Annotated in this window: 18 protein-coding genes and 1 tRNA gene; 9 read left to right on the top strand and 10 right to left on the bottom strand. The window is 47.6% G+C overall.

Annotation, left to right across the window (positions count from 1 at the left end):
- The first annotated feature begins 114 nt into the window (after positions 1-114).
- From B5F78_RS17095 to B5F78_RS17785, 3 genes are all read left to right on the top strand, one after another.
- On the top strand, positions 115-333 hold the full coding sequence (locus tag B5F78_RS17095) for a hypothetical protein (protein WP_162608494.1): 219 nt from the start codon (positions 115-117) through the stop codon (positions 331-333).
- 99 nt (positions 334-432) lie between these two features.
- The gene (locus B5F78_RS06250) at positions 433-2,694 is read left to right on the top strand and encodes a GH92 family glycosyl hydrolase (protein ID WP_087406307.1); all 2,262 of its coding nucleotides are present in this window, start codon (positions 433-435) and stop codon (positions 2,692-2,694) included.
- Between the two features lie 17 nt (positions 2,695-2,711).
- Positions 2,712-3,977 (top strand): glycerophosphodiester phosphodiesterase family protein, encoded by a 1,266-nt coding sequence (locus tag B5F78_RS17785; RefSeq protein ID WP_239473444.1) that lies wholly within the window; start codon positions 2,712-2,714, stop codon positions 3,975-3,977.
- A 97-nt stretch (positions 3,978-4,074) separates the two neighbouring features.
- Here B5F78_RS17785 and carB read toward each other — a convergent pair whose 3' ends face one another.
- The 7 genes from carB to B5F78_RS06215 form a co-directional block, all read right to left on the bottom strand.
- Positions 4,075-7,302: a carbamoyl-phosphate synthase (glutamine-hydrolyzing) large subunit gene (gene carB, locus B5F78_RS06240; protein WP_087406306.1), complete on the bottom strand. Its 3,228-nt coding sequence runs from the start codon at positions 7,300-7,302 to the stop codon at positions 4,075-4,077.
- A gap of 132 nt (positions 7,303-7,434) precedes the next feature.
- Entirely contained in the window at positions 7,435-8,511 is a 1,077-nt protein-coding gene (gene carA, locus B5F78_RS06235; RefSeq protein WP_087211457.1) for a glutamine-hydrolyzing carbamoyl-phosphate synthase small subunit, read from the bottom strand.
- A 1-nt stretch (position 8,512) separates the two neighbouring features.
- Complete coding sequence (locus tag B5F78_RS17090) at positions 8,513-8,686, bottom strand: hypothetical protein (RefSeq protein WP_022041169.1); 174 nt, start codon at positions 8,684-8,686, stop codon at positions 8,513-8,515.
- Positions 8,683-8,862, bottom strand: a complete 180-nt coding sequence (locus tag B5F78_RS06230; RefSeq protein WP_022041168.1) for a hypothetical protein — start codon at positions 8,860-8,862, stop codon at positions 8,683-8,685. The genes B5F78_RS17090 and B5F78_RS06230 overlap by 4 nt, the downstream gene beginning before the upstream one ends.
- A 1-nt stretch (position 8,863) precedes the next feature.
- Positions 8,864-9,910, bottom strand: coding sequence for a glycoside hydrolase family 43 protein (locus B5F78_RS06225; RefSeq protein WP_087406305.1), 1,047 nt, complete (start codon positions 9,908-9,910; stop codon positions 8,864-8,866).
- Between the two features lie 19 nt (positions 9,911-9,929).
- Positions 9,930-11,813 (bottom strand): amidophosphoribosyltransferase, encoded by a 1,884-nt coding sequence (locus B5F78_RS06220; RefSeq protein WP_022041166.1) that lies wholly within the window; start codon positions 11,811-11,813, stop codon positions 9,930-9,932.
- Positions 11,814-11,989: 176 nt separating this feature from the next.
- Positions 11,990-12,062, bottom strand: a tRNA-Thr gene (locus tag B5F78_RS06215).
- Between the two features lie 257 nt (positions 12,063-12,319).
- Between B5F78_RS06215 and B5F78_RS06210 the strand changes: the two genes are divergently transcribed.
- The gene (locus tag B5F78_RS06210) at positions 12,320-13,807 is read left to right on the top strand and encodes a succinate CoA transferase (protein ID WP_087406304.1); all 1,488 of its coding nucleotides are present in this window, start codon (positions 12,320-12,322) and stop codon (positions 13,805-13,807) included.
- 434 nt (positions 13,808-14,241) lie between these two features.
- On the opposite strand, the gene nth is transcribed toward B5F78_RS06210, so the two are convergent.
- Together nth and corA are read right to left on the bottom strand one after the other, a co-directional pair.
- The gene (gene nth / locus B5F78_RS06205) at positions 14,242-14,886 is read right to left on the bottom strand and encodes an endonuclease III (protein ID WP_013617429.1); all 645 of its coding nucleotides are present in this window, start codon (positions 14,884-14,886) and stop codon (positions 14,242-14,244) included.
- Positions 14,887-14,950: 64 nt separating this feature from the next.
- Positions 14,951-15,991 (bottom strand): magnesium/cobalt transporter CorA, encoded by a 1,041-nt coding sequence (corA, locus tag B5F78_RS06200; RefSeq protein ID WP_013617428.1) that lies wholly within the window; start codon positions 15,989-15,991, stop codon positions 14,951-14,953.
- Between the two features lie 150 nt (positions 15,992-16,141).
- On the opposite strand from corA, the gene B5F78_RS06195 reads away from it, so the two are divergent.
- From B5F78_RS06195 to queF, 3 genes are all read left to right on the top strand, one after another.
- On the top strand, positions 16,142-16,828 hold the full coding sequence (locus B5F78_RS06195; RefSeq protein ID WP_022041162.1) for a queuosine precursor transporter: 687 nt from the start codon (positions 16,142-16,144) through the stop codon (positions 16,826-16,828).
- A 108-nt stretch (positions 16,829-16,936) separates the two neighbouring features.
- Entirely contained in the window at positions 16,937-17,605 is a 669-nt protein-coding gene (gene queC, locus B5F78_RS06190; RefSeq protein WP_087247321.1) for a 7-cyano-7-deazaguanine synthase QueC, read from the top strand.
- Between the two features lie 115 nt (positions 17,606-17,720).
- A complete protein-coding gene (queF, locus tag B5F78_RS06185; protein WP_022041160.1) occupies positions 17,721-18,176 on the top strand; it encodes a preQ(1) synthase in 456 nt (151 codons plus the stop codon).
- A 72-nt stretch (positions 18,177-18,248) separates the two neighbouring features.
- On the opposite strand, the gene B5F78_RS06180 is transcribed toward queF, so the two are convergent.
- Entirely contained in the window at positions 18,249-20,057 is a 1,809-nt protein-coding gene (locus tag B5F78_RS06180; protein ID WP_087406302.1) for a DNA polymerase III subunit gamma/tau, read from the bottom strand.
- A gap of 133 nt (positions 20,058-20,190) precedes the next feature.
- Between B5F78_RS06180 and B5F78_RS06175 the strand changes: the two genes are divergently transcribed.
- The gene (locus tag B5F78_RS06175) at positions 20,191-20,514 is read left to right on the top strand and encodes an FtsB family cell division protein (RefSeq protein ID WP_022041158.1); all 324 of its coding nucleotides are present in this window, start codon (positions 20,191-20,193) and stop codon (positions 20,512-20,514) included.
- Positions 20,504-20,848: a hypothetical protein gene (locus B5F78_RS06170; RefSeq protein ID WP_087406301.1), complete on the top strand. Its 345-nt coding sequence runs from the start codon at positions 20,504-20,506 to the stop codon at positions 20,846-20,848. The genes B5F78_RS06175 and B5F78_RS06170 overlap by 11 nt, the downstream gene beginning before the upstream one ends.
- The last annotated feature ends 69 nt before the right edge of the window (positions 20,849-20,917 follow it).

Here is a 20,917-nt window from a genome sequence, read left to right as displayed (position 1 = left end):
TGACGAAGAACAGGAGCGAAAAGGACCAAAAAATCGCCCAAAGCACACACGAAAACGGATACATCAAGCCAAGAAAAACTTTTTGGAGAAATTCAAAACAGCTTCTTACAAACAATGCAGATATATTGGGATGAGTTTTTGAGGCATTTCCGTTTGTGTGATGAGGAAGATAGCGGGCTATCTCTGACGAAAACAAAAACGGGAAGAACCCCCAAAATCGCCCAAAGCACACACGAAAACGAATACATCAAGCCAAGAAAACTTTTGGAATATTTCAAAACAATTTCTTATTGCCATACAAAGATTATTTTTTCACCCAATCATGGAAACTAAGGAATAGGTTTCTTTGACAGAGAAGGTAAAAAAATGTATCTTTGTAAAAACATCAACCCAACCATTATCAACTTTTTACATAAAATACAATAGAGCAACATGAAACTTCAAAAACTGATTGGCTTGACGGCTGGTTTGTGCCTAAGCAGCATAATTTACGCCTCCGCTCAAACGCAACTGACCGACTATGTAGACCCGCGCATCGGGTCGGAAGGACTGGGACGGGTATTTATCGGTCCGTCTTGCCCTTATGGAATGGTCAAACCTTCGCCCGACTGCACTCCTTCACCCAATAGCGGCTGGCTGCCCATGCCCGAACGGGTGGACGGATTCTCGCAAGTACACGTAAGCGGAACCGGAGGAGGTCCCAAGTATGGGAATATTTTAGTGACGCCTTTCTGCAACGGAATGGACCAAACCCAACACTTGGATTATCGGGCTTACGAAAACATCCGGCTGGGATATTACGATACCCGATTTAAGCAGAGCGGCATCCGTACGGAAATCACCACTACGGAGCGGGCTTCGTTCTACCGCTTCACCTATCCCGCTGATTCCTTGAAATCATTGGCTATCGATGCCGGTTTCTTCTTGGGAGAAAGCCCCGTGCCCGATGCACGTGAAGCCCAACAGTTCGTAGGTTCGGAAATAGAAATCCTGTCCGACCATGAAGTAAGCGGCTATACCCGAATCCGGGGAGGCTGGAACAACGGACGCGCCTATACGGTTTACTTTTACGCCGAAACCGACAAGCCTTTCACCCAGTGCCGCACATGGAAAGGAAGCAAGATAACCGACGAACGCTCCCAATTCGATTCGTATGAGAAAACCGGCGCCTTGCTCCGTTTTGCCCAAGGAGACTCGGTGGTGCAACTGAAAATCGGCATCTCTTTCCTGAGCAGCCAACGTGCCAAGCACAATGCCCATACCTACATTCCCCACTGGTCTTTCGAGAAAGTGCATAACGGCCTGCTGGCACAATGGGAAAAGCTGTTCAAGGCGATTGAAATCGCTCCCGAAACTCCTGAATCGCAAAAGCGGATGTTCTATACCGCGCTCTACCACACGATGATTATGCCCGTAGACCGCACCGGAGAGAATCCGCTTTGGAACGACCCTGAGCCTTATTACGATGACTATTACGCCATTTGGGACACTTACCGCACCTCTACCCCACTCATCACACTTATCGACCCGCAACGCGAAACCGACATCGTGCGCTCGCTCATCACCATCTATAAACGGGATGGATACATGCCCGACGCACGAAGCGGAAACGCCAACGGACGTACGCAAGGAGGCTCGAATGCCGAAATCGTCATCGCCGACGCTTTTGTGAAAGGCTTGAAAGGCATCGACTATGAACTGGCACTGAAAGCGATGTTGCAGGATGCTACCGTGCCTCCCGGAGGAAACCAGGAAGCGGAAGGACGGGGCGGACTGGTCCCCTACCTGGAATTAGGCTACATCCCGTATGGCATTCCACGTGCAGGAAACCGCACCGTAGAATATGCGTATTGCGATTATGCCATCGCATTGGTAGCCAAAGGACTGGGAAAAGAAGACCTCTACCGACACTATCTGAAACAATCGGAGAACTGGAAAAACCTGTGGCGGAGCGATTACGAACACGAAGGGGCAAAAGGATTCATCATGCCGCGCGACAAGGAGGGGAACTGGCTCGACCAGATACCTTTCGGTAACTCGAAAGTGCAGAAGCCTACGTACACCTACACACCGGTCACCTTCGAAGGACCGTGGTACACCCCGTGGTGGGACATGTTCTTCTACGAAGCCAGCTCGTGGGAATACTCGCTCAGCATCCCTCACGATGTGCCGGGGCTTATCGCACAATGCGGAGGGAAGGAGAAATTCGAAGAACGCCTCGACATCTTCTTCGACAAAGGCTTTTATAATGTGAACAACGAGCCTTCGTTCCTTACCCCCTGCCTGTATCACTGGATAGGGAAACCCTGGCGGAGCGATGATCGCATCCGCGAAATCATCACCACCCACTTTAACGACTCTCCGATGGGACTTCCCGGAAACGATGATTCGGGAGCGATGTCTTCGTGGCTTGCCTTCCACATGACAGGACTTTATCCCAATGCCGGACAAGACTATTATCTGATACATGCCCCGATGCTGAAAGAAACCACCTTCCATCTGGAAGACGGAAAAGACTTTACCATCCGAGCAGAACGCCTCTCGGACGAGAACCGGTACATCCAGTCGGCGACTTTGAACGGAAAGGATTACCCTTACTCCGCCCTGCGCCATAAAGACCTCGTGGCTGGCGGCAAACTGGTATTGAAGATGGGAAACAAGCCCGGCAAATGGGGAACAGAATTAGGATTATAAACGAATATAGTTGCATCATGAAAAAGATATATCTTCTCTCTTTATTGATTATAGGTGCATGCTGCACCGGAAGTATATGCGCGCAAACCGCCCTGCCTGATACATTACTGTTCGTGTTCAAACTCCACGGACAGACCCGCAAATACGAAATGTCATTCCGCGAAAAGAACTACACGTTGCGCATCGACTGGCGCATCTTGCGGAACCTGCATTGGCAAAAAGGAAGCTACCTGATGGCTCCCGCATCGCAAGAAGCGGGAAACACATTATGCTTCCTCCAGCCCGTAGACAAAGAAAACCGCCTGTTAGGCATAAACGAAACCGCCTACATGCTCTCACGCCAAGCCTACAAGGAACTGAAGACGACTGGGGCATTTCACTATAACCAGACGGTTTACAAGAAAGGAAACAAAAAAGGAGAAGCCTTGGGATGCCCGCTCATCTATTGCATAGACCAAACCGAAGGAGCAGAAATATGGATATTGGATAATGAGTCCCTGCCCTTGGTATGGAAGATGCAGAACAATCCGCTGAACGTAAACTGGCAGGTAGAGCATCCTTCGGCTACATACAAGGACCCGATAGAGGTAGTGGTACACCGGGGCGCCAACCATTTGGCACCCGAAAACACGGTAGCTTCGGCATACGCAGCTTTGGAACACGGTGCCACGTGGATAGAGCTGGATGTACGGAAAAGCAAAGACGGAGTGCTGTATAACCTGCACGACGAGTCCCTCGACCGCACCACCAACGGGCAAGGCGCATTAGCCGATATGAATTCTGACGAAGTGGACAAATTAGACGCAGGAAGTTGGTTTGGAAAAGAATATGCCGGCACACGTATCCCTCGCATCTCGGAAATGCTCGATTCGCTCTACGGAAAAGCAAATGTATTCTTCGATGTGAAACGCGGCACGCCCGTAAAAGACCTCGTAAGACTGGTCCGCCTGAAAGGATTCGCCACGAACAGTTTCTTCTGGTTCGCCGATGAAGGAATGCTGAAAGAGTTTGTCCGCCTTGCTCCGGAAATGAAAATCAAAGTAAATGCGGATGACATCGCCCGCCTGCAATATTGGATGACGGTATGCCGCCCATCGTACGTAGAAATCAATCCCGAACAAATCACACCGGAATTCAAGGCGTTCTGCAAGGCTAACGGCATCCGCATTATGGCAGCTATCCTAAACGCAAATGAAAAAGCCTATCGCACTGCTATAGAGAAAGAGCCAGACTTGGTCAATCTAGACCAGCCTGAACTTTTTCAGAAAGTGCTTGCCGAATAAAAGACGATTTCACTTATACACAAGAAAGAGGCTGTATCAAAATGAAAACTAATTTTTATTTTGATACAGCCTCCTTTTCTATCTAAAAAATCGACCTTTATTTATACTCGTCCCAACTCTTGATGGCAATGTCATCAATGCTCATCGAGCAAAATGCATTGATAAACGCACTTGCCAGACGGGCATTTGTTATCAACGGGATATTCAAGTCAATAGCCGCACGCCGAATCTTGTAACCATTGGTAAGTTCACCTACCGACAAGTCACGCGGAATGTTCACCACCATATCGATTTCTTTCTTGTGAAGCATCTCAAGTGCCTGCGGATGTCCTTCTTCGCTGGGCCAGTACACACGGGTATTCTCAATGCCGTTCTCGGTGAGGAACTTCGAAGTACCGCCAGTAGCATAGAGATTATAGCCTTTCGCTTTCAATGCACGCGATGCCTGAAGCATATCCACCTTCTGCTTGGTGCTACCCGTAGAAAGCAGAATATTCTTTTCAGGGATACGATATCCCACCGAAAGCATCGCTTTCAGGATGGCGCATGAAGTATCATCACCCAAACAACCGACTTCGCCCGTAGATGCCATATCCACGCCCAATACAGGGTCGGCTTTCTGCAAGCGGTTAAACGAGAACTGGCTCGCCTTGATGCCTACATAATCCAGTTCGAAGAGGTTCTTTTCGGGTTTCTCTACCGGAAGACCGAGCATCACCTTAGTGGCAAGTTCAATGAAGTTTATCTTGAGCACCTTGCTCACGAACGGGAACGAACGGGAAGCACGGAGGTTACACTCAATCACCTTGATATCATTGTCGCGGGCAAGGAACTGAATATTGAACGGTCCGGAAATGTTCAGTTCCTTGGCTATCTGACGGGAAATGCGCTTGATACGGCGCACTGTCTCCACATACAGTTTTTGGGGAGGGAACTGAATGGTAGCATCTCCCGAATGTACACCGGCAAACTCGATATGCTCGGAGATGGCATAAACGATAATCTCACCGTTCTGAGCCACGGCATCCATTTCCACTTCCTTGGCATGTTCGATGAACTGGCTCACTACTACCGGATGTTTTTTCGATACATTGGCGGCAAGCTGCAAGAAACGTTCCAGTTCGTCTTGGTTGGAACAAACATTCATAGCTGCTCCTGAAAGTACATACGACGGACGTACCAATACCGGGAAACCGACTTTCTGAATAAAGGCGTTGATATCATCCATCGAAGTCAATGCGCTCCATTCGGGCTGGTCTACACCGATACGGTCGAGCATAGCCGAGAACTTATCGCGGTCTTCAGCATTGTCGATACTCTTGGCAGATGTTCCCAAAATGTTCACTTTTTGTGCATCGAGGCGCATGGCAAGATTGTTTGGAATCTGACCGCCAGTCGAAACAATGATTCCATGCGGATTTTCCAAGTCAAGAATATCCATTACGCGTTCAAATGTCAGTTCATCGAAATAGAGACGGTCGCACATATCATAGTCGGTAGAAACCGTTTCGGGATTATAGTTAATCATTACCGAACGATAACCTTCCTCGCGGATGGTATTCAATGCCTGCACGCCGCACCAGTCAAATTCCACCGATGAACCGATACGGTAAGCTCCCGAACCAAGCACCACAATACTCTTGTGGTCGCCCAGGTAATGCACATCGTTTGCCACACCGCTATACGTCAGATACAGATAGTTGGTCTGTGCAGGATATTCAGCGGCAAGGGTATCAATCTGTTTTACGACCGGAAGTACACCGATGGCTTTACGGTACGCACGCACGGCAAGAATGCCGTCTTCCATCTCACCTTGATAACCGATGGCACGTGCCACCTGAAAATCGGAAAATCCCTGACGTTTGGCTTTATAAAGCAATTCTTTCGGAAGTTCGGAAAGCTGTATATGATTGTTCCCCCATTCGTGCAGTTCTTTGGAAGTCTGCATAATGTTTTCCAGTTTGTAAAGGAACCATTTGTCTATCTTGGTCAGGTCGTGGATTTGGTCAACGGTATAACCGGCACGCATCGCCTTCGAAATAACAAAGATACGCTTGTCGGTAGGTTCGCGCAATGCCTTGTCGATATCGGCAATGACCAGTTCTTTGTTTTCTACAAAACCGTGCATGCCCTGCCCTATCATACGAAGGCCTTTCTGAATCGCTTCCTCAAACGTACGTCCGATAGCCATAACTTCGCCTACCGACTTCATCGAAGAGCCTAACTCACGGTCTACACCGTGGAACTTGCCCAAGTCCCAGCGCGGAATCTTACATACCACATAGTCGAGTGCTGGTTCGAAAAATGCCGATGTGGTCTTGGTCACTGAGTTCTTCAGGTCGAACAGTCCATAGCCCAGTCCCAACTTGGCAGCTACAAATGCCAGCGGATATCCTGTTGCCTTCGATGCCAGTGCAGAGGAACGGCTCAGGCGGGCATTTACCTCAATCACACGATAGTCTTCCGATTCAGGGTCGAAAGCATATTGCACATTACATTCGCCCACGATACCGATGTGACGGATGATACGGATGGCAAGCTCGCGCAGCTTATGGTATTCACTGTTGGTCAGCGTCTGGCTCGGAGCAATGACGATACTTTCACCCGTATGAATGCCCAGCGGGTCGAAGTTTTCCATATTGCAGACCGTGATGCAATTGTCGAACCGGTCACGCACTACCTCGTATTCCACTTCTTTCCATCCTTTCAGGCTCTTTTCCACCAAAACCTGCGGAGAGAAGGAAAATGCTTTTTCCGCCAGCACATTCAGTTCTTCTTCGTTATCGCAAAAGCCTGAACCAAGACCTCCCAAGGCGTATGCTGCACGGATAATAACCGGATAGCCCAAGTCGCGTGCCGCCTGGCGTGCCTGCTCAATATTCTCGCAAGCCTCGCTCTTGATGGTCTTCACGTTGATTTCATCCAGCTTCTTCACAAAGAGTTCGCGGTCTTCCGTATCCATAATGGCCTGTACGGGAGTACCCAATACCTGCACGCCGTATTTCTCGAACACCCCTCCCTGATAGAGAGCGACACCGCAATTCAATGCCGTTTGTCCGCCAAACGAGAGCAACACCCCATCCGGACGTTCCTTATCGATGACTTTCTCCACAAAATAAGGAGTGACAGGAAGGAAATAAATTTTATCAGCCACACCTTCCGAAGTCTGCACCGTAGCGATATTGGGATTGATAAGCACCGTTTCGATACCTTCTTCCTTAAGAGCCTTCAGTGCCTGCGAACCGGAATAATCAAATTCGCCAGCTTCACCGATCTTCAATGCGCCGGAACCCAGCAACAATACTTTCTTTATGTTATCTTTCATTGATATTTCTATAATTAGTTGTTAGTTCTTATTCCTTTTTTGAAACGCAGATTAGCGCAGATTCACGCAGATTAAATTTTTTATTAAAATAATCCGCGGAAATCTGCGTTAATCCGCGTTTTATCCTAAATCTCAGAGCAGTTTCACGAACTCATCGAAAAGGAATTCCGTATCTGTAGGCCCGCTGGCTGCTTCCGGATGAAACTGAGCCGAGAACCAAGGATTGCATTTGTGGCGGATTCCTTCGTTCGAGCCATCGTTCATGTTGATGAAAAGCGGTTCCCAATCGGCTCCCAAGGTATTATTGTCCACCGCATATCCGTGATTCTGCGAAGTGATGAAACAACGCTCCGTCCCTACCATACGTACCGGCTGGTTATGGCTCCGATGACCGTACTTTAACTTATATATTTTTGCACCTCCTGCCTTCGAAAGCAACTGATTACCCATACAGATACCGAAAATGGGAAGTTTTTCGTTCTGCATCGCTTTGCGGATGTTCTGCACAGCCGCATCGCACGTATCAGGGTCGCCCGGTCCGTTGGAAATAAAAAGCCCGTCAAAGTCCAGTCCGTTAAAGTCGTAATCCCAAGGCACACGGATAACCTCCACACCGCGCTTGAGCAGACAACGGATGATATTGGACTTCACCCCACAATCCACCAACACTACCTTCTTGCGCCCGTTACCCTCGTTATAGCGAATCACGTCCTTACACGATACTTTATCCACATAGTTCACTCCGGCGTATTGCGCTTCGGGAACGTTGTCCGGTTCATCATCGAACACAATCTTTCCCATCATCACACCGTGCTCACGCAACACCTTCGTAAGTTCGCGTGTGTCAATGCCTGTGATACCGGGAATCTGCTCACGCTTCAACCAGTCTGCCAAGCTCTCCACAGCATTCCAGTGGCTATACCGCTCGCTATAATCACTCACGATAATCGCCTCAGCATGTATTTTTTCACTCTCCATAAAAGTAGGCAAACCGTTCGCCTCGAATGTGAACGGAGGCACCCCGTAGTTTCCTACCAGCGGATAAGTCAACGTCATCAGCTGACCTGCATACGAAGGGTCTGTCAGGCTTTCCGGATATCCGGTCATCGCCGTATTAAACACCACTTCACCCGCTACCGGCTTCTCATAACCGAACGACTTGCCGTGAAACCGGCTCCCGTCGTCAAGGATTAACGTCACGTTTCTCATTCTAATCTAATTCGTCTTTATTGTTTTGTGTTTTTTTCTTATTCTTAGTATAAAGATAAATTCCTATAGCAACTAAACAAAGGCCTATCAGCAAATTATCCGCTATTATCGCAATACCCATACCTAAAGCTATAAATACAAGCCAAAGATAATTTTTGTCCTTTTGTTCACTCATTGCTTTTTATTATCTTTCTTTCCTTTCAAACCGCAATCAATAGTAATGCCAACGAGTAAGCCTAAGGGCATCCATAAGGCTATGTTATCAAGGCAAACACCGATTGTCACTCCCAGCATCAGCCCTACTGCCAAACCATATCCGGCATCAAATTTCGATTTGTTTTTCTCTTCCATATCACTTTTTCATTTGTTCATCCGACCATTTCTGAAGGCGTTCGTATTCCTCTTTCGTAAGCCGCATAAACGAACCATGCTGAGGATGGGCTACGCCTTCAAGGGTAACGGGCGAATGAAAATTCTGAAGATATTCATCAGCCTGGCAAATGCGGTACCGCTTGGGATTGGATGAATATTCGATATAAGCAACGCGCCACGTAGAATCGCCCACCAGCTGGAATGCCGAGCAGCCTTCGCACTTCTTGTTGCCCTCGAACTTCACATAATCGTTTTCATCCTTTATCTTATAAGGTCCGGTCAGTTTGCCAGATGTAGCGGCAAAGATGCCCGGCGTACCTCCCTCTTTCTTGATAAGCATGTGGTAAAGCCCGTCGGCAGGCACATAGTTGATGTCAGCATCAATGGTAGCATAACCCCAGTCGACCAGCACACGAGGCTTGGTCAATCGGGTGAACGAAGCATCGGCGTACGAATAAAATACCCGGTCGTATTGGTCCTCGGCAGGATTGAGCAAGGAATAATAAATCATGTATCCTCCTTTGGTTCCGTCGGGCCATACATAAGCAGGGTCCCAAAAGATTTGAGGTGCCCATACCCGCTTGATGCCGGCATAATCCTTATACACATCCGGTGAATCGGGATCGCAGAAAATATCCGGTCCCTTGCGGAAGTCGAAGGTAGTAGAAGTCCAATGAATCAAATCATCGCTACGGAGCAGGTTGATGCCATAGTTAAACCATTGCTTGCTCTTTCCGACACACATGTCAGTAGTAACCATCAGATAACCTTTCCCGTCCGAAGTGCGGCAGATAAAAGCATCACGCGCGCCTCCCTCAATAGGCGAAAGCTTCTGCACATCATACACGGGACCTCCGTCCAACAGGTCGTGATAGTTCAGTCCGTCGCGGCTCAAGGCGTATGCCGTCCATTCCCCGCGTCCGCTCATGTGGCAATACAGATACCCGTAATCGCCTTTCTGCACATTTTGCGCATGTCCTCCGGCAAGAGCCAAAGCTGCAACCGAAGCCAAGAAAAATCTTCTCATACCTTATTATATATAGGAGTTAAAATTGGTATATTTGTTCAATGTAATCAATAAATGCCTTGTTGACCAGTTTCACGCCCCCTGGAGTAGGATAGTCACCGCTGAAGTACCAGTCTCCTTCATGGTCGGGACAAGCCTCGTGCAAGCCATCGAGCGTCTGGTAAACGATTTCCACTTTTGCCTGTGTGCCCACAGGGGTAAGAAGTTCCACCATCTTGCGTGAGATTTCCTCATCGGTAAATGGTGCATAGATTTCTTTCACATAATTCACCATGTCTTCTTTAGGCAAGCCCACTTGCTCTTTCGACTTACGGTATGCATCTTCGATGACGCGACGCATCCCCCTGTCCTCCAACAAGGCAATAGCGGCACGGAAAGCAATGAACTGCTCCATACTTGCCATATCAATGCCGTAATAGTCGGGATAACGCACTTGGGGCGAAGATGACACAATGACAATCTTTTTCGGATGCAAACGGTCAAGAATACTAATAATGCTCTGCTTCAGCGTAGTTCCCCGCACGATGCTATCGTCGATTATCACCAGGTTATCGGCATAGGGAACCAGACTTCCATACGTTACATCATATACATGGGCGGCAAGGTCGTTCCGCGTATTGCCTTCGGCGATAAATGTACGCAACTTGATATCCTTGATAGCTACCTTTTCGCTCCGGATGCGTTGCGACAGGATTTGTTCCAGTTCCGTATGGCTGGGCTTATGCCCCAATGCCTCGATGCGCTGCACCTTGAGCTGGTTCAGGTAATTGTCGAAACCTTCCAACATGCCATAGAATGCCACCTCCGCCGTATTCGGAATAAAAGAAAATACGGTATGCACCACATCGTAATCGATTACTTTCAGAATCGGATCCACCAGTTTCTGCCCCAAGAGTTTCCGTTCGCGGTAGATATCCATATCGCTTCCCCGGCTGAAGTAAATGCGTTCGAACGAACAAGCCTTCTTCTTCTTCGGCTCATTGATTTGCTCCAGACGCATCTGCCCCTTCTTGTTCACCCAGATAGCCTGCCCGGGCAAAAGTTCGTTGATGCTGTCTGCAGGCACATTCAGTACCGTCTGAATGACCGGCCGCTCGGATGCAAGTACCATAATCTCATCGTCCATATACCAGAATCCCGGACGGATGCCCCACGGGTCACGCACGGCAAACGCTTCACCGCTTCCCGTCAGCCCGCATATCACATATCCTCCATCCCACTTCGGAGTAGAAGTCTTCAACACATTGGTAATGTCAATACGGTCTTCAATCGTATGCGTAATGTCCATTCCTTCCAGCCCTTCCGCCTTACATTCATTATAAAGGCGTTCCACTTCGCGGTCGAGCCGGTGCCCCACCTGTTCCAGCATGATATACGTATCGGCATACTTGCGCGGATGCTGACCCGCGGCTGTAATGTCGGCAAATATCTCATCGACATTCGTCAAGTTGAAATTGCCGCACAAGGCAAGGTTCTTTGCCCGCCAATTATTGCGCCGCAAAAAGGGATGCACATACGAAATGCCACTTTTGCCTGTGGTAGAGTAACGCAGATGCCCCATATAAAGCTCGCCGGCAAAAGGCAGGCATTGCTTGGCATATTCCGCATCTGCCATCTGTTCGGGAGTAAGCTCTTTGAAATAACCGTGCACCGTTCCGAATATTTCGGTAATCGCTCCCGACCCTAACCCTCTTTCACGGAACATGTATTCCTCTCCCGGATTTGCCTGAAGCTTTACACACGCCAGTCCGGCACCTTCCTGCCCGCGGTTGTGCTGCTTTTCCATCAACAGATACAACTTGTTGAGCCCATACATCCATGTTCCGTATTTCTCTTGATAATATTCCAACGGTTTAAGCAACCGTATCATCGCTACTCCGCATTCGTGTTTAAGTGGTTCCATATTACTCGTTTTCGTTTAGTCGCCGTTAAGATAAAAAAAATACCTGAATTACCGAATCGGTAAGTTCAGGTATTCATGTACATATGCTAATTTTTTATGTAAAAATAAAACTTATACATTCTCTTTTTAATTATAAAAGTTCGGGCATAAAAAAAGACCCACAATGTGAATCTTCGAGCCGAAAGCGGGACTCGAACCCGCGACTTACTCATTACGAATGAGTTACTCTACCAACTGAGTTATTTCGGCTTATGGCTTTTTCTGAAAAGCGATGCAAAGATACGGCTTTCTTTGAACCTACAAAAGAAATCGGCAGTTTTTTTTCAATTATCCACAAAAAAACGTTTATAAGACAACATTCACCTCCACAGAGAACAATGCATAAAAATATCATTATATTACATACACAAGCAACTTATTCAATATTTTGTCATATACATAAACAAAACTTTTGCTATTTAATCAGAAAACATCTATTTTTGTGGCACTAATAAATAACAGCATCCATGAAATATCCAATTTTATCAGCAGAAGAAGCTGCAGCGCTTATCATCGACGGACAGACGGTCGGCATCGGAGGATTCTCGTCAGTAGGTACACCGAAAGCAGTCCCCGCTGCATTAGCAAAGCGTGCAGAAACATTACACAATGAAGGAAAACCGTTTAAAATAGGACTTATTACCGGAGGGGCAACAGGAAACCAGGTGGACAGTGCCCTGACCGAAGCGCATGCCGTTGCTTTCCGCACTCCTTTCCAGTCGAACAAGGAAATGCGGAATGCCATCAATAGCGGCGAGGTGCAATATTTCGATCTTCACCTTTCGCAAATCGGACAAGACGTGCGCTACGGATTCTTGGGGAAAATCGATGTGGCTATCATCGAAGCCTCCGGCATTACCCCTGAAGGCGACCTCATTCTGAGCACCTCGGTAGGCATTTCGCCCACCCTGACATGTGTGGCAGACAAAATCATTATCGAATTGAACGAAGCTCATGCGGGCAAATTGACGGGAATGCACGACATCTTTGTGCTCGACAATCCGCCTTACCGCCGTGAAATCCCTATCTATAAGGTAAACGACCGTACCGGAAGCATCAGCGTGAAAGTAGACCCCAAGAAAGTGGCTGGAGTGGTGTTGACAAACGAGCGTGACCAGATAGCCGCCTTCACTCCTCTGAACGAAACCACACGCCAAATCGGACAAAACGTAGCAGACTTTTTGGTAAAGGAATATCGTCAGGGAGCGATTCCCAAAGAATTTCTTCCCTTGCAATCGGGCGTAGGAAACATTGCCAATGCCGTATTGGGAGCTTTGGGCGGCGACCCGCACTTGCCTGCCTTTTCGATGTATACCGAAGTGATACAGAACTCCGTTATCGACCTGATGCTGGAAGAGCGCATCCGTTTTGTGGCAGGCAGCTCGCTTACACTCTCGGACGATAAGTTGGACCTGCTTTACGAACACATCGGTGAAATGAAAGACCGCGTCCTGCTCCGTCCGCAAGAAATCACCAACCACCCTGAAGTCATCCGCCGGTTAGGTATCATTGCGGTTAATACAGCACTTGAAGCTGACATCTTCGGCAATGTAAACAGCACTCATGTGTCGGGAAGCAAGATGATGAACGGCATCGGAGGCTCGGGTGACTTTGCACGTAATGCCTACCTGTCTATCTTTACCACCCCTTCTACGGCGAAAGGCGGGCTTATCTCGTCCATCGTACCTCAAGTATCGCACGTAGACAGTACCGAACACGATGTACGCATTCTTGTGACCGAACAGGGAGTAGCAGACTTGAGAGGAAAATCACCGCTTCAACGGGCACGTCTCATCATCGAGAATTGCGCGCATCCCGACTATAAAGAACTGCTTTGGGATTACCTGAAACTTTCGGAAGGGCATTGTCATACCCCGATGTCGCTCCGTAACGCCTTTCAGATGCATCTGGCATTTGCCGAAACAGGTGATATGCGGAACACGAAATACGTATGATTTGTTCACCACAGAGGACGCAGGGGTTTTTAATTTACGATTGGGCAATTTACTATTTTGATATGGAATCGTACTTCGTAAATTGAGAAAAATAGATTTTCCCCTGTACCCTCTGTGGTGAGTTTCTGATTTCTCCCCGGAACAGTTGTTTCCACATTTGGATTACATGATCGTTTCAGACGGCTTCCATTTATGGTTTCCATATGAAAACCGTACGGTTTCCATATCGAGAACGTACGGTTTCCAATTCAAAACCGTACGGTTTTGATATCAAGAACGTAAAAGTATGCCTGCTGAAACAAAGATACGACCTATATGCAAAAACAAATGTTCCTTACCGTCTTACTCTTGTATATGCCATCAAATGTAGATGGTGTGGAACATGCAGGAAATGCACAAATCCATACTCAAAAGCTCTGTTGTGAATATTTCAATCAAATCTTTGCTTTCAGCGATGCCTGGCAGATGCCGTTCAATCCGCATTTGTCGCATTTCGGATTGCGTGCCGTACACACGTACCGTCCGTGCAGGATAAGCCAATGGTGTGCCTTGGGTATCAAGGCTTCAGGAATATAACGGGTAAGATGCTTTTCGGTAGCAAGCGGAGTAGTGCAGGTGCCGGGCACCAGCCCGATGCGGTGGCTCACACGGAACACGTGAGTATCGACCGCCATGGCGGCTTTATGGAACACCACGCTTTGGATGACATTCGCTGTCTTCCGTCCTACTCCGGGAAGCTTCACCAGTTCTTCCAGCGTATCGGGCACCTGCCCTTCATAATCACGCACCAGCATCTGTGCCATTCCTACCAGATGCTTCGCCTTGTTGTTGGGATAGCTCACGCTCCGGATGTATTCGTAAACCACATCGGGAGTGGTGGCAGCCATAGCTTCTGCCGTAGGAAAATCACGGAACAATGCCGGAGTAATCATATTGACCCGCTTGTCGGTGCATTGTGCGCTTAAGATAACGGCTACAAGCAACTGGAAAGGGTCTTCGTAATGCAATTCGGTTTCTGCCACGGGCATCGCCTGCTCGAAATAAGCGATTACCCGGTCGTAAAGTTCTTTTTTTCTCATTTTTCTTTCGTTCCCATTTTTATATAAAAAGTGCCGTTGAGGCAAATCGCAATCTCTCCGGCTTTTAATACCATTTCTTCCGCTTAAAGTACACGCATACACCGATGGCGATGAGCAACATCAGTCCCCAAGCATAGAGGTATCCGTATTTCCAGTCCAGTTCGGGCATGACGCGGAAGTTCATCCCCCAGATGCCGGCGAGAAAAGTCAGCGGAATAAAGATGGTAGACACCACGGTGAGCTGGCGCATGATGTTGTTCATGTGCCGGTCGTTGCTGGAAAGAATCATATCGACCAGCGCACCGAGCAGGTCACGGCATCCTTCCAATGTTTGCAGGACAAATTGCAGGTGGTCGTTTACATCGTTGAAGAACGGGCGGCTCGCCTTATGCAGCAACCGGGTATCTTCAGGATGAAGAAGTTTGGCGATTTGTTCCTTCAGCGGGAAGATGCATTTCTTTATCAGGCGATAATTACGCCGGAACACGTGCAGGTCACCGATTGTTGGGTCCATCACACCGGGCGTGAGCAAGCGCTCTTCCAAGTCTTCCAGCTTGTCTTCCATATCCGAAATGATGGACATGAAACTGGTCATCACACTATTCAGAATCACGCTCAGCAGAAAGTCTGACGAGCGGGTACGGATTTTCAACACGTCATTTTCTATCGCCGTATAGATTTCATCGAAAAAATCGGTATCGTTTTCCGTAAAAGTGAGCAGGTAATCTTCGCCTTGCACCAGGCAAAGCTGCTGGGGAAGATATTCGTCCTCACCTGTAGCGGAAAGCAGTTTCAGGATTACGACATTATAGTCTTCGTGTGCTTCAATCTTGGTGAGATGAAGCGAATTGAGAATATCCTGCTCGGTAAGGAACCCAATGCCGAAATGCCGGCATACCTTCTGTATTTCTTCCGTATCCTTCAGCCCATGTATCTGAATCCAGTGCATGGAGCCCGCCTTGAAATAAGGCAATATGTCTTCTATGGTGTCACCGTCATGGTTTTCCGCTCCGGCTGGTCCATACGTACACAAGTGCAGGTGCGTCGGGGTCTTGCTTCCTCCGATATAGTTCAGTTCTTCCGTCAAAAGATTGTTCTTTGCCATAATCTTGCCTATAGAAAGTGTACAAATATAGGGTTTTCTTGCTAATCCGACAAATTATCCGTAACTTTGCGCCCGATAAAAAGATGAGGATGTTTCTTTGCCGAAACATCTTCCGTGTATTCTAGGACAACCACGTAAAAAACAGGAGCGATGAAAAAAGAAAATCTCGTATCGGTGCCTTTTATGGTTTTGGGCATCGTGTTTTGTGTATGCCTCGTAGCGGCAAATCTATTAGAAACCAAAGTCGTGCAGTTGGGACCGATAGCGGTTACTGCCGGGCTGATTGTTTTTCCCGTCTCATACATTATCAATGATTGCATAGCCGAAGTGTGGGGCTTCCGTAAGGCTCGTCTCATCATCTGGATGGGATTTCTTATGAATTTCATGACCGTTGCCTTGGGCCAGCTTGCCGTAGCATTGCCCGCTGCCCCGTTTTGGGAAGGTGAAGCGGGATTCAATTTTGTATTTGGCATGGCTCCCCGCATTGCCGCGGCAAGCTTGCTGGCTTTTCTGGCAGGCTCGTTTATCAATGCCTACGTGATGAGCCGTATGAAGCTGTCTTCACAAGGAAAACATTTCTCGGCGCGTGCCATCCTCTCTACGGTATATGGCGAAAGTGCCGATTCGCTTATCTTCTTCCCCTTAGCATTCGGCGGACTGATGCCGCTTTCCGAGCTGGGCAAAATGATGCTGGTGCAAGTAGCGCTGAAGACGATGTACGAAATCATTGTACTCCCCGTTACTGTCCGTGTCGTACGTTACATCAAGCACATTGACGGAACGGACACCTACGACGAGAACATATCTTACAATATTCTTAAAATTAACGAACTATAAATCAGGGACCAGGTGACTAGATAACTAGGTACTAGGTTTTAAATAGTCTTAGTATTTGGTATTAAAAAACTAGAACCTAGTCACCTAGTACCTAAGATAACAAAAACAATGGATAAAAACAAAGCATTAGTCGTATTCAGTGGCGGACAAGACTCCACCACTTGCTTGTTTTGGGCAAAAAAACATTTCAAGGAAGTATATGCACTGACTTTCCTTTACGGGCAGAAACATGTAAAGGAAGTGGACTTGGCACGCGAAATCGCCCGTAAGGCAGAAGTACATTTCGATGTGATGGACGTATCGTTTATCGGGCATTTGGGTAAAAACTCGCTTACCGACCTTTCCATTCCGATGGACGAAGAAAAGCCCGAAGGCAACTACCCGAACACTTTCGTACCGGGGCGCAACCTGTTTTTCTTGAGCATTGCCGCCGTATATGCACGCGAACGGGGCATCAGCCACCTGGTGACAGGTGTATCGCAAACCGACTTCAGCGGTTATCCCGATTGCCGCGATTCATTTATCAAATCGCTCAACGTCACGCTTAACCTTGCCATGGACGAGCAGTTCGTCATCCATACCCCACTGATGTGGATAGACAAGGCAGAGACCTGGGCTTTGGCAGACGAACTGGGAGTGCTCGACCTGGTACGCCACGAGACCCTGACGTGTTATAATGGAATCCCTGGAGACGGATGCGGACATTGTCCCGCCTGCAAACTCCGCCGGGAAGGATTGGAAAAGTACTTGGAAAATAAACAATGTGACAATAAATAATGTGCCAATGTAATAATGTGCTAATGTGCTAATGAATTAGCGTATTATTTCATTGTTTATTGGCACATTGTTTATTGGCACATTATTTATTAGCTCATTAGCAAATTAAAAAATCATGGAAAGAAAAGACGAATTGACTATCTTGGGAAAGACCACCGCTTACAAGCAAGATTATGCCCCCGAAGTGTTGGAAGCGTTTATCAACAAGCATCCCGAAAACGACTATTGGGTACGGTTTAATTGTCCGGAGTTTACCAGTCTATGCCCTATTACAGGGCAGCCCGACTTTGCGGAAATACGCATCAGCTATCTGCCCGACATGAAAATGGTGGAAAGTAAAAGCTTGAAACTATACCTCTTCAGCTTCCGCAATCATGGAGACTTCCATGAGGATTGTGTAAACATCATCATGAAAGACCTTATCCGCCTGATGGATCCGAAGTACATCGAGGTAACGGGCATCTTCACACCCCGTGGGGGCATCTCCATCTACCCGTATTGCAATTATGGGCGCCCCGGCACAAAGTACGAAGAACTGGCGGAATACCGGATGAGAAATCACGATATTTAGACACATTGTCCAAAGCCTCCTCAAACGAACATATGTGATACGACTGACTTACTAAAGTATAATCATTACCTGTCAGGCAAGTTCCAGCCCCAGTTCCTCTTTCAGTTTCAAGAGGTCGGGGTTTTTCTTGCTCATCATTTGGAAGCGTTCCAGATGACTATAGGCACGCACATTTTCATTGGGAGCACTCACACGTACTTTCATCTTAATTTTCCGATTATGAAGTTTGTTGCGCAAATGCGCCTCAATACCTGCCCCCAGATTGGTCATATACTTCTGCACCATTTCGTTATCCACAACTACTTCAAACGTCACACCGTCTTCCAGCAAATGTGGATGAATATTGCGCATGCGTGCTGCATTTGCCGCCTCTTCTTTCGGAAGATTCACAGCAAATTCGTTCCAATAAACATTCAGATCTCTTTCCGTAATGAGGTAATCTTCATAATCCTTGTCTTCGGAAGAAGAGGTCGACACATCGGTCGACCTCACCGTATCTTGCTTTTGTGCGACATGTGGACGACGGATAGAAATCCCCATACTCCCAGCCTTTACCACCGGAATCTTTTTTCCCGCCTCTTGCTTGGGAAGCGGATTTGCGTGCATAACCGGACCAACAGGTGCGGCAACCGGTTGGGAAGAAACCGTCTGGGGATAAATTGCCTCAGACTCAGATACTGTTGAAGGCTGAACTTGCGCTGCCGGACGAGACGATTGGACCGGCTGGGATTGATTGAATACGGGTTTTAAGGTCTGCTTAGGGCTACGCCCCTCACTTTCCTCATCCGGTCCGCCCAGTTGTGCCAGCTGAATCAAGGTCAGTTCTATCAACAACCGCTTGTTTTTGCTCACCCGATAGTTCAAGTCACAATCATTGCAAAGCTTCATCGCCTTAAAAAGGAAGGATGCCGTACATTTCTGAGCCTGTTTCAAATATCTTTCACGGATAGAAGCCCCGACTTCCAGCAAAGGCAAAGTAGCAGAGTCATGACTCACCAGCAGGTCGCGGAAATGCGAAGCCAGTCCGGTGATGAAATGGTTGCCGTCAAATCCTTTCTGCAATACATCGTTGAATGTAAGAAGGCAATCGGGCACTTTGTTCTCCAGAATGAAATCTGTCAGTTTAAAATAATATTCGTAATCCAGCACATTCAGGTTTTCGATGACACTCCGGTAAGTGATGTGTCCGTTGGTGAAGCTTGCCACCTGGTCGAAGATAGACAAAGCGTCACGCATTCCTCCGTCCGCTTTTTGGGCAATAACCGTAAGTGCCTCGGGTTCCGCGTCTATATGCTCTTTCAAGGCCACGCCTTCCAGATGCTCCACCATATCGTTCACGCTGATACGGTTGAAATCGTATATCTGGCACCGGCTCAAGATAGTAGGAAGTATCTTGTGCTTCTCAGTCGTAGCAAGAATAAAGATTGCATGCCGGGGAGGCTCTTCCAGCGTTTTGAGGAAAGCGTTGAATGCTGCTTGCGAAAGCATGTGCACCTCGTCGATGATGTACACCTTGTACTTGCCCACCTGAGGCGGGATGCGTACCTGCTCGATAAGCGAGCGGATGTCTTCCACCGAGTTGTTTGATGCCGCATCCAGTTCATGGATGTTATAAGAACGCTGCTCGTTGAAAGCCACACACGATTCGCATGTATTACATGCCTCGCCCTCGGAAGTAGGATGAAGACAATTGATGGTTTTGGCAAAAATACGGGCACATGTAGTCTTCCCTACTCCTCGCGGTCCACAGAACAAATAGGCGTGCGCCAGTTTATGATTGGCTATCGCGTTTTTCAAAGTAGTGGTCAGTGCCTTTTGACCTACAACGGTGTCGAAGGTCGAAGGACGGTATTTTCGTGCCGATACGATATAATTCTCCATACTTCCGGTGCTGTTAATGATACGATAATTTTATTCGATAGCACAAAAGTACATAAAATCTCGGTTTTTCTTAAGGACTTGCCACGAAATCTTTTTATCTTTGTACCGTTATCTGAGCAAAAAAGTATCCGATATGAGTAAACTGAAAGCTGTGTGGAACTATATCCGCCGCCACAAATATCTGATTACCATCCTGGCATTCCTCTTGATTATCGGCGTGCTGGATGAAGAAAACAGCCTGATTCAGCGTGTAAAGCACAAACGTGAGATATACGAACTGAAACGTGAAATCAAGCATTACCGTAATCAGTATGAAAAAAGCAGTGAGGAACTGAAAGAATTAACCTCAAACCCTGAGATGTTGGAAAAGGTGGCACGCGAGAAATACCTGATGAAGAAACCCAATGAAGATATTTACATCTTCGAAGAAGACTTGGACAAAAACAATGACAAATAAATACTATCCGACAATATCCGTTATCGGAGCCATCCTGCTATTAGGAGGCGCTATTATCCAAATTACCCAAGCAGTATGGGCACCTTACGTATACCTCGTAGGAGCTATACTTTTCGCCTATGTACAAGTAACAGACAGATACGAAGGGGCAAATCTTATCATCCGCCGTCTGCGCCGCCAGCAGATGCTGGGAGCTGCTCTACTGGTACTAGCCGGAGTTATGATGATACTTTGGCACCGTAACGAATGGATATTGTGTCTTACCATTGCTGCCGTACTAGAGCTCTACACGGCATTCCGCATTCCTCAGGAAGAGCAAAAAGAAAAACAATAACATACGTTCTACCTTTCCTATACAAAACAAGAATGGCACACAGACATTTTTTCACACTGTCTATGTGCC

It is taken from the genome of Bacteroides sp. An279 (assembly GCF_002159615.1).
GTDB classification, from domain to species: Bacteria; Bacteroidota; Bacteroidia; order Bacteroidales; family Bacteroidaceae; genus Phocaeicola; species Phocaeicola intestinalis.
This window is presented reverse-complemented; position numbering and strand designations above follow the sequence as displayed.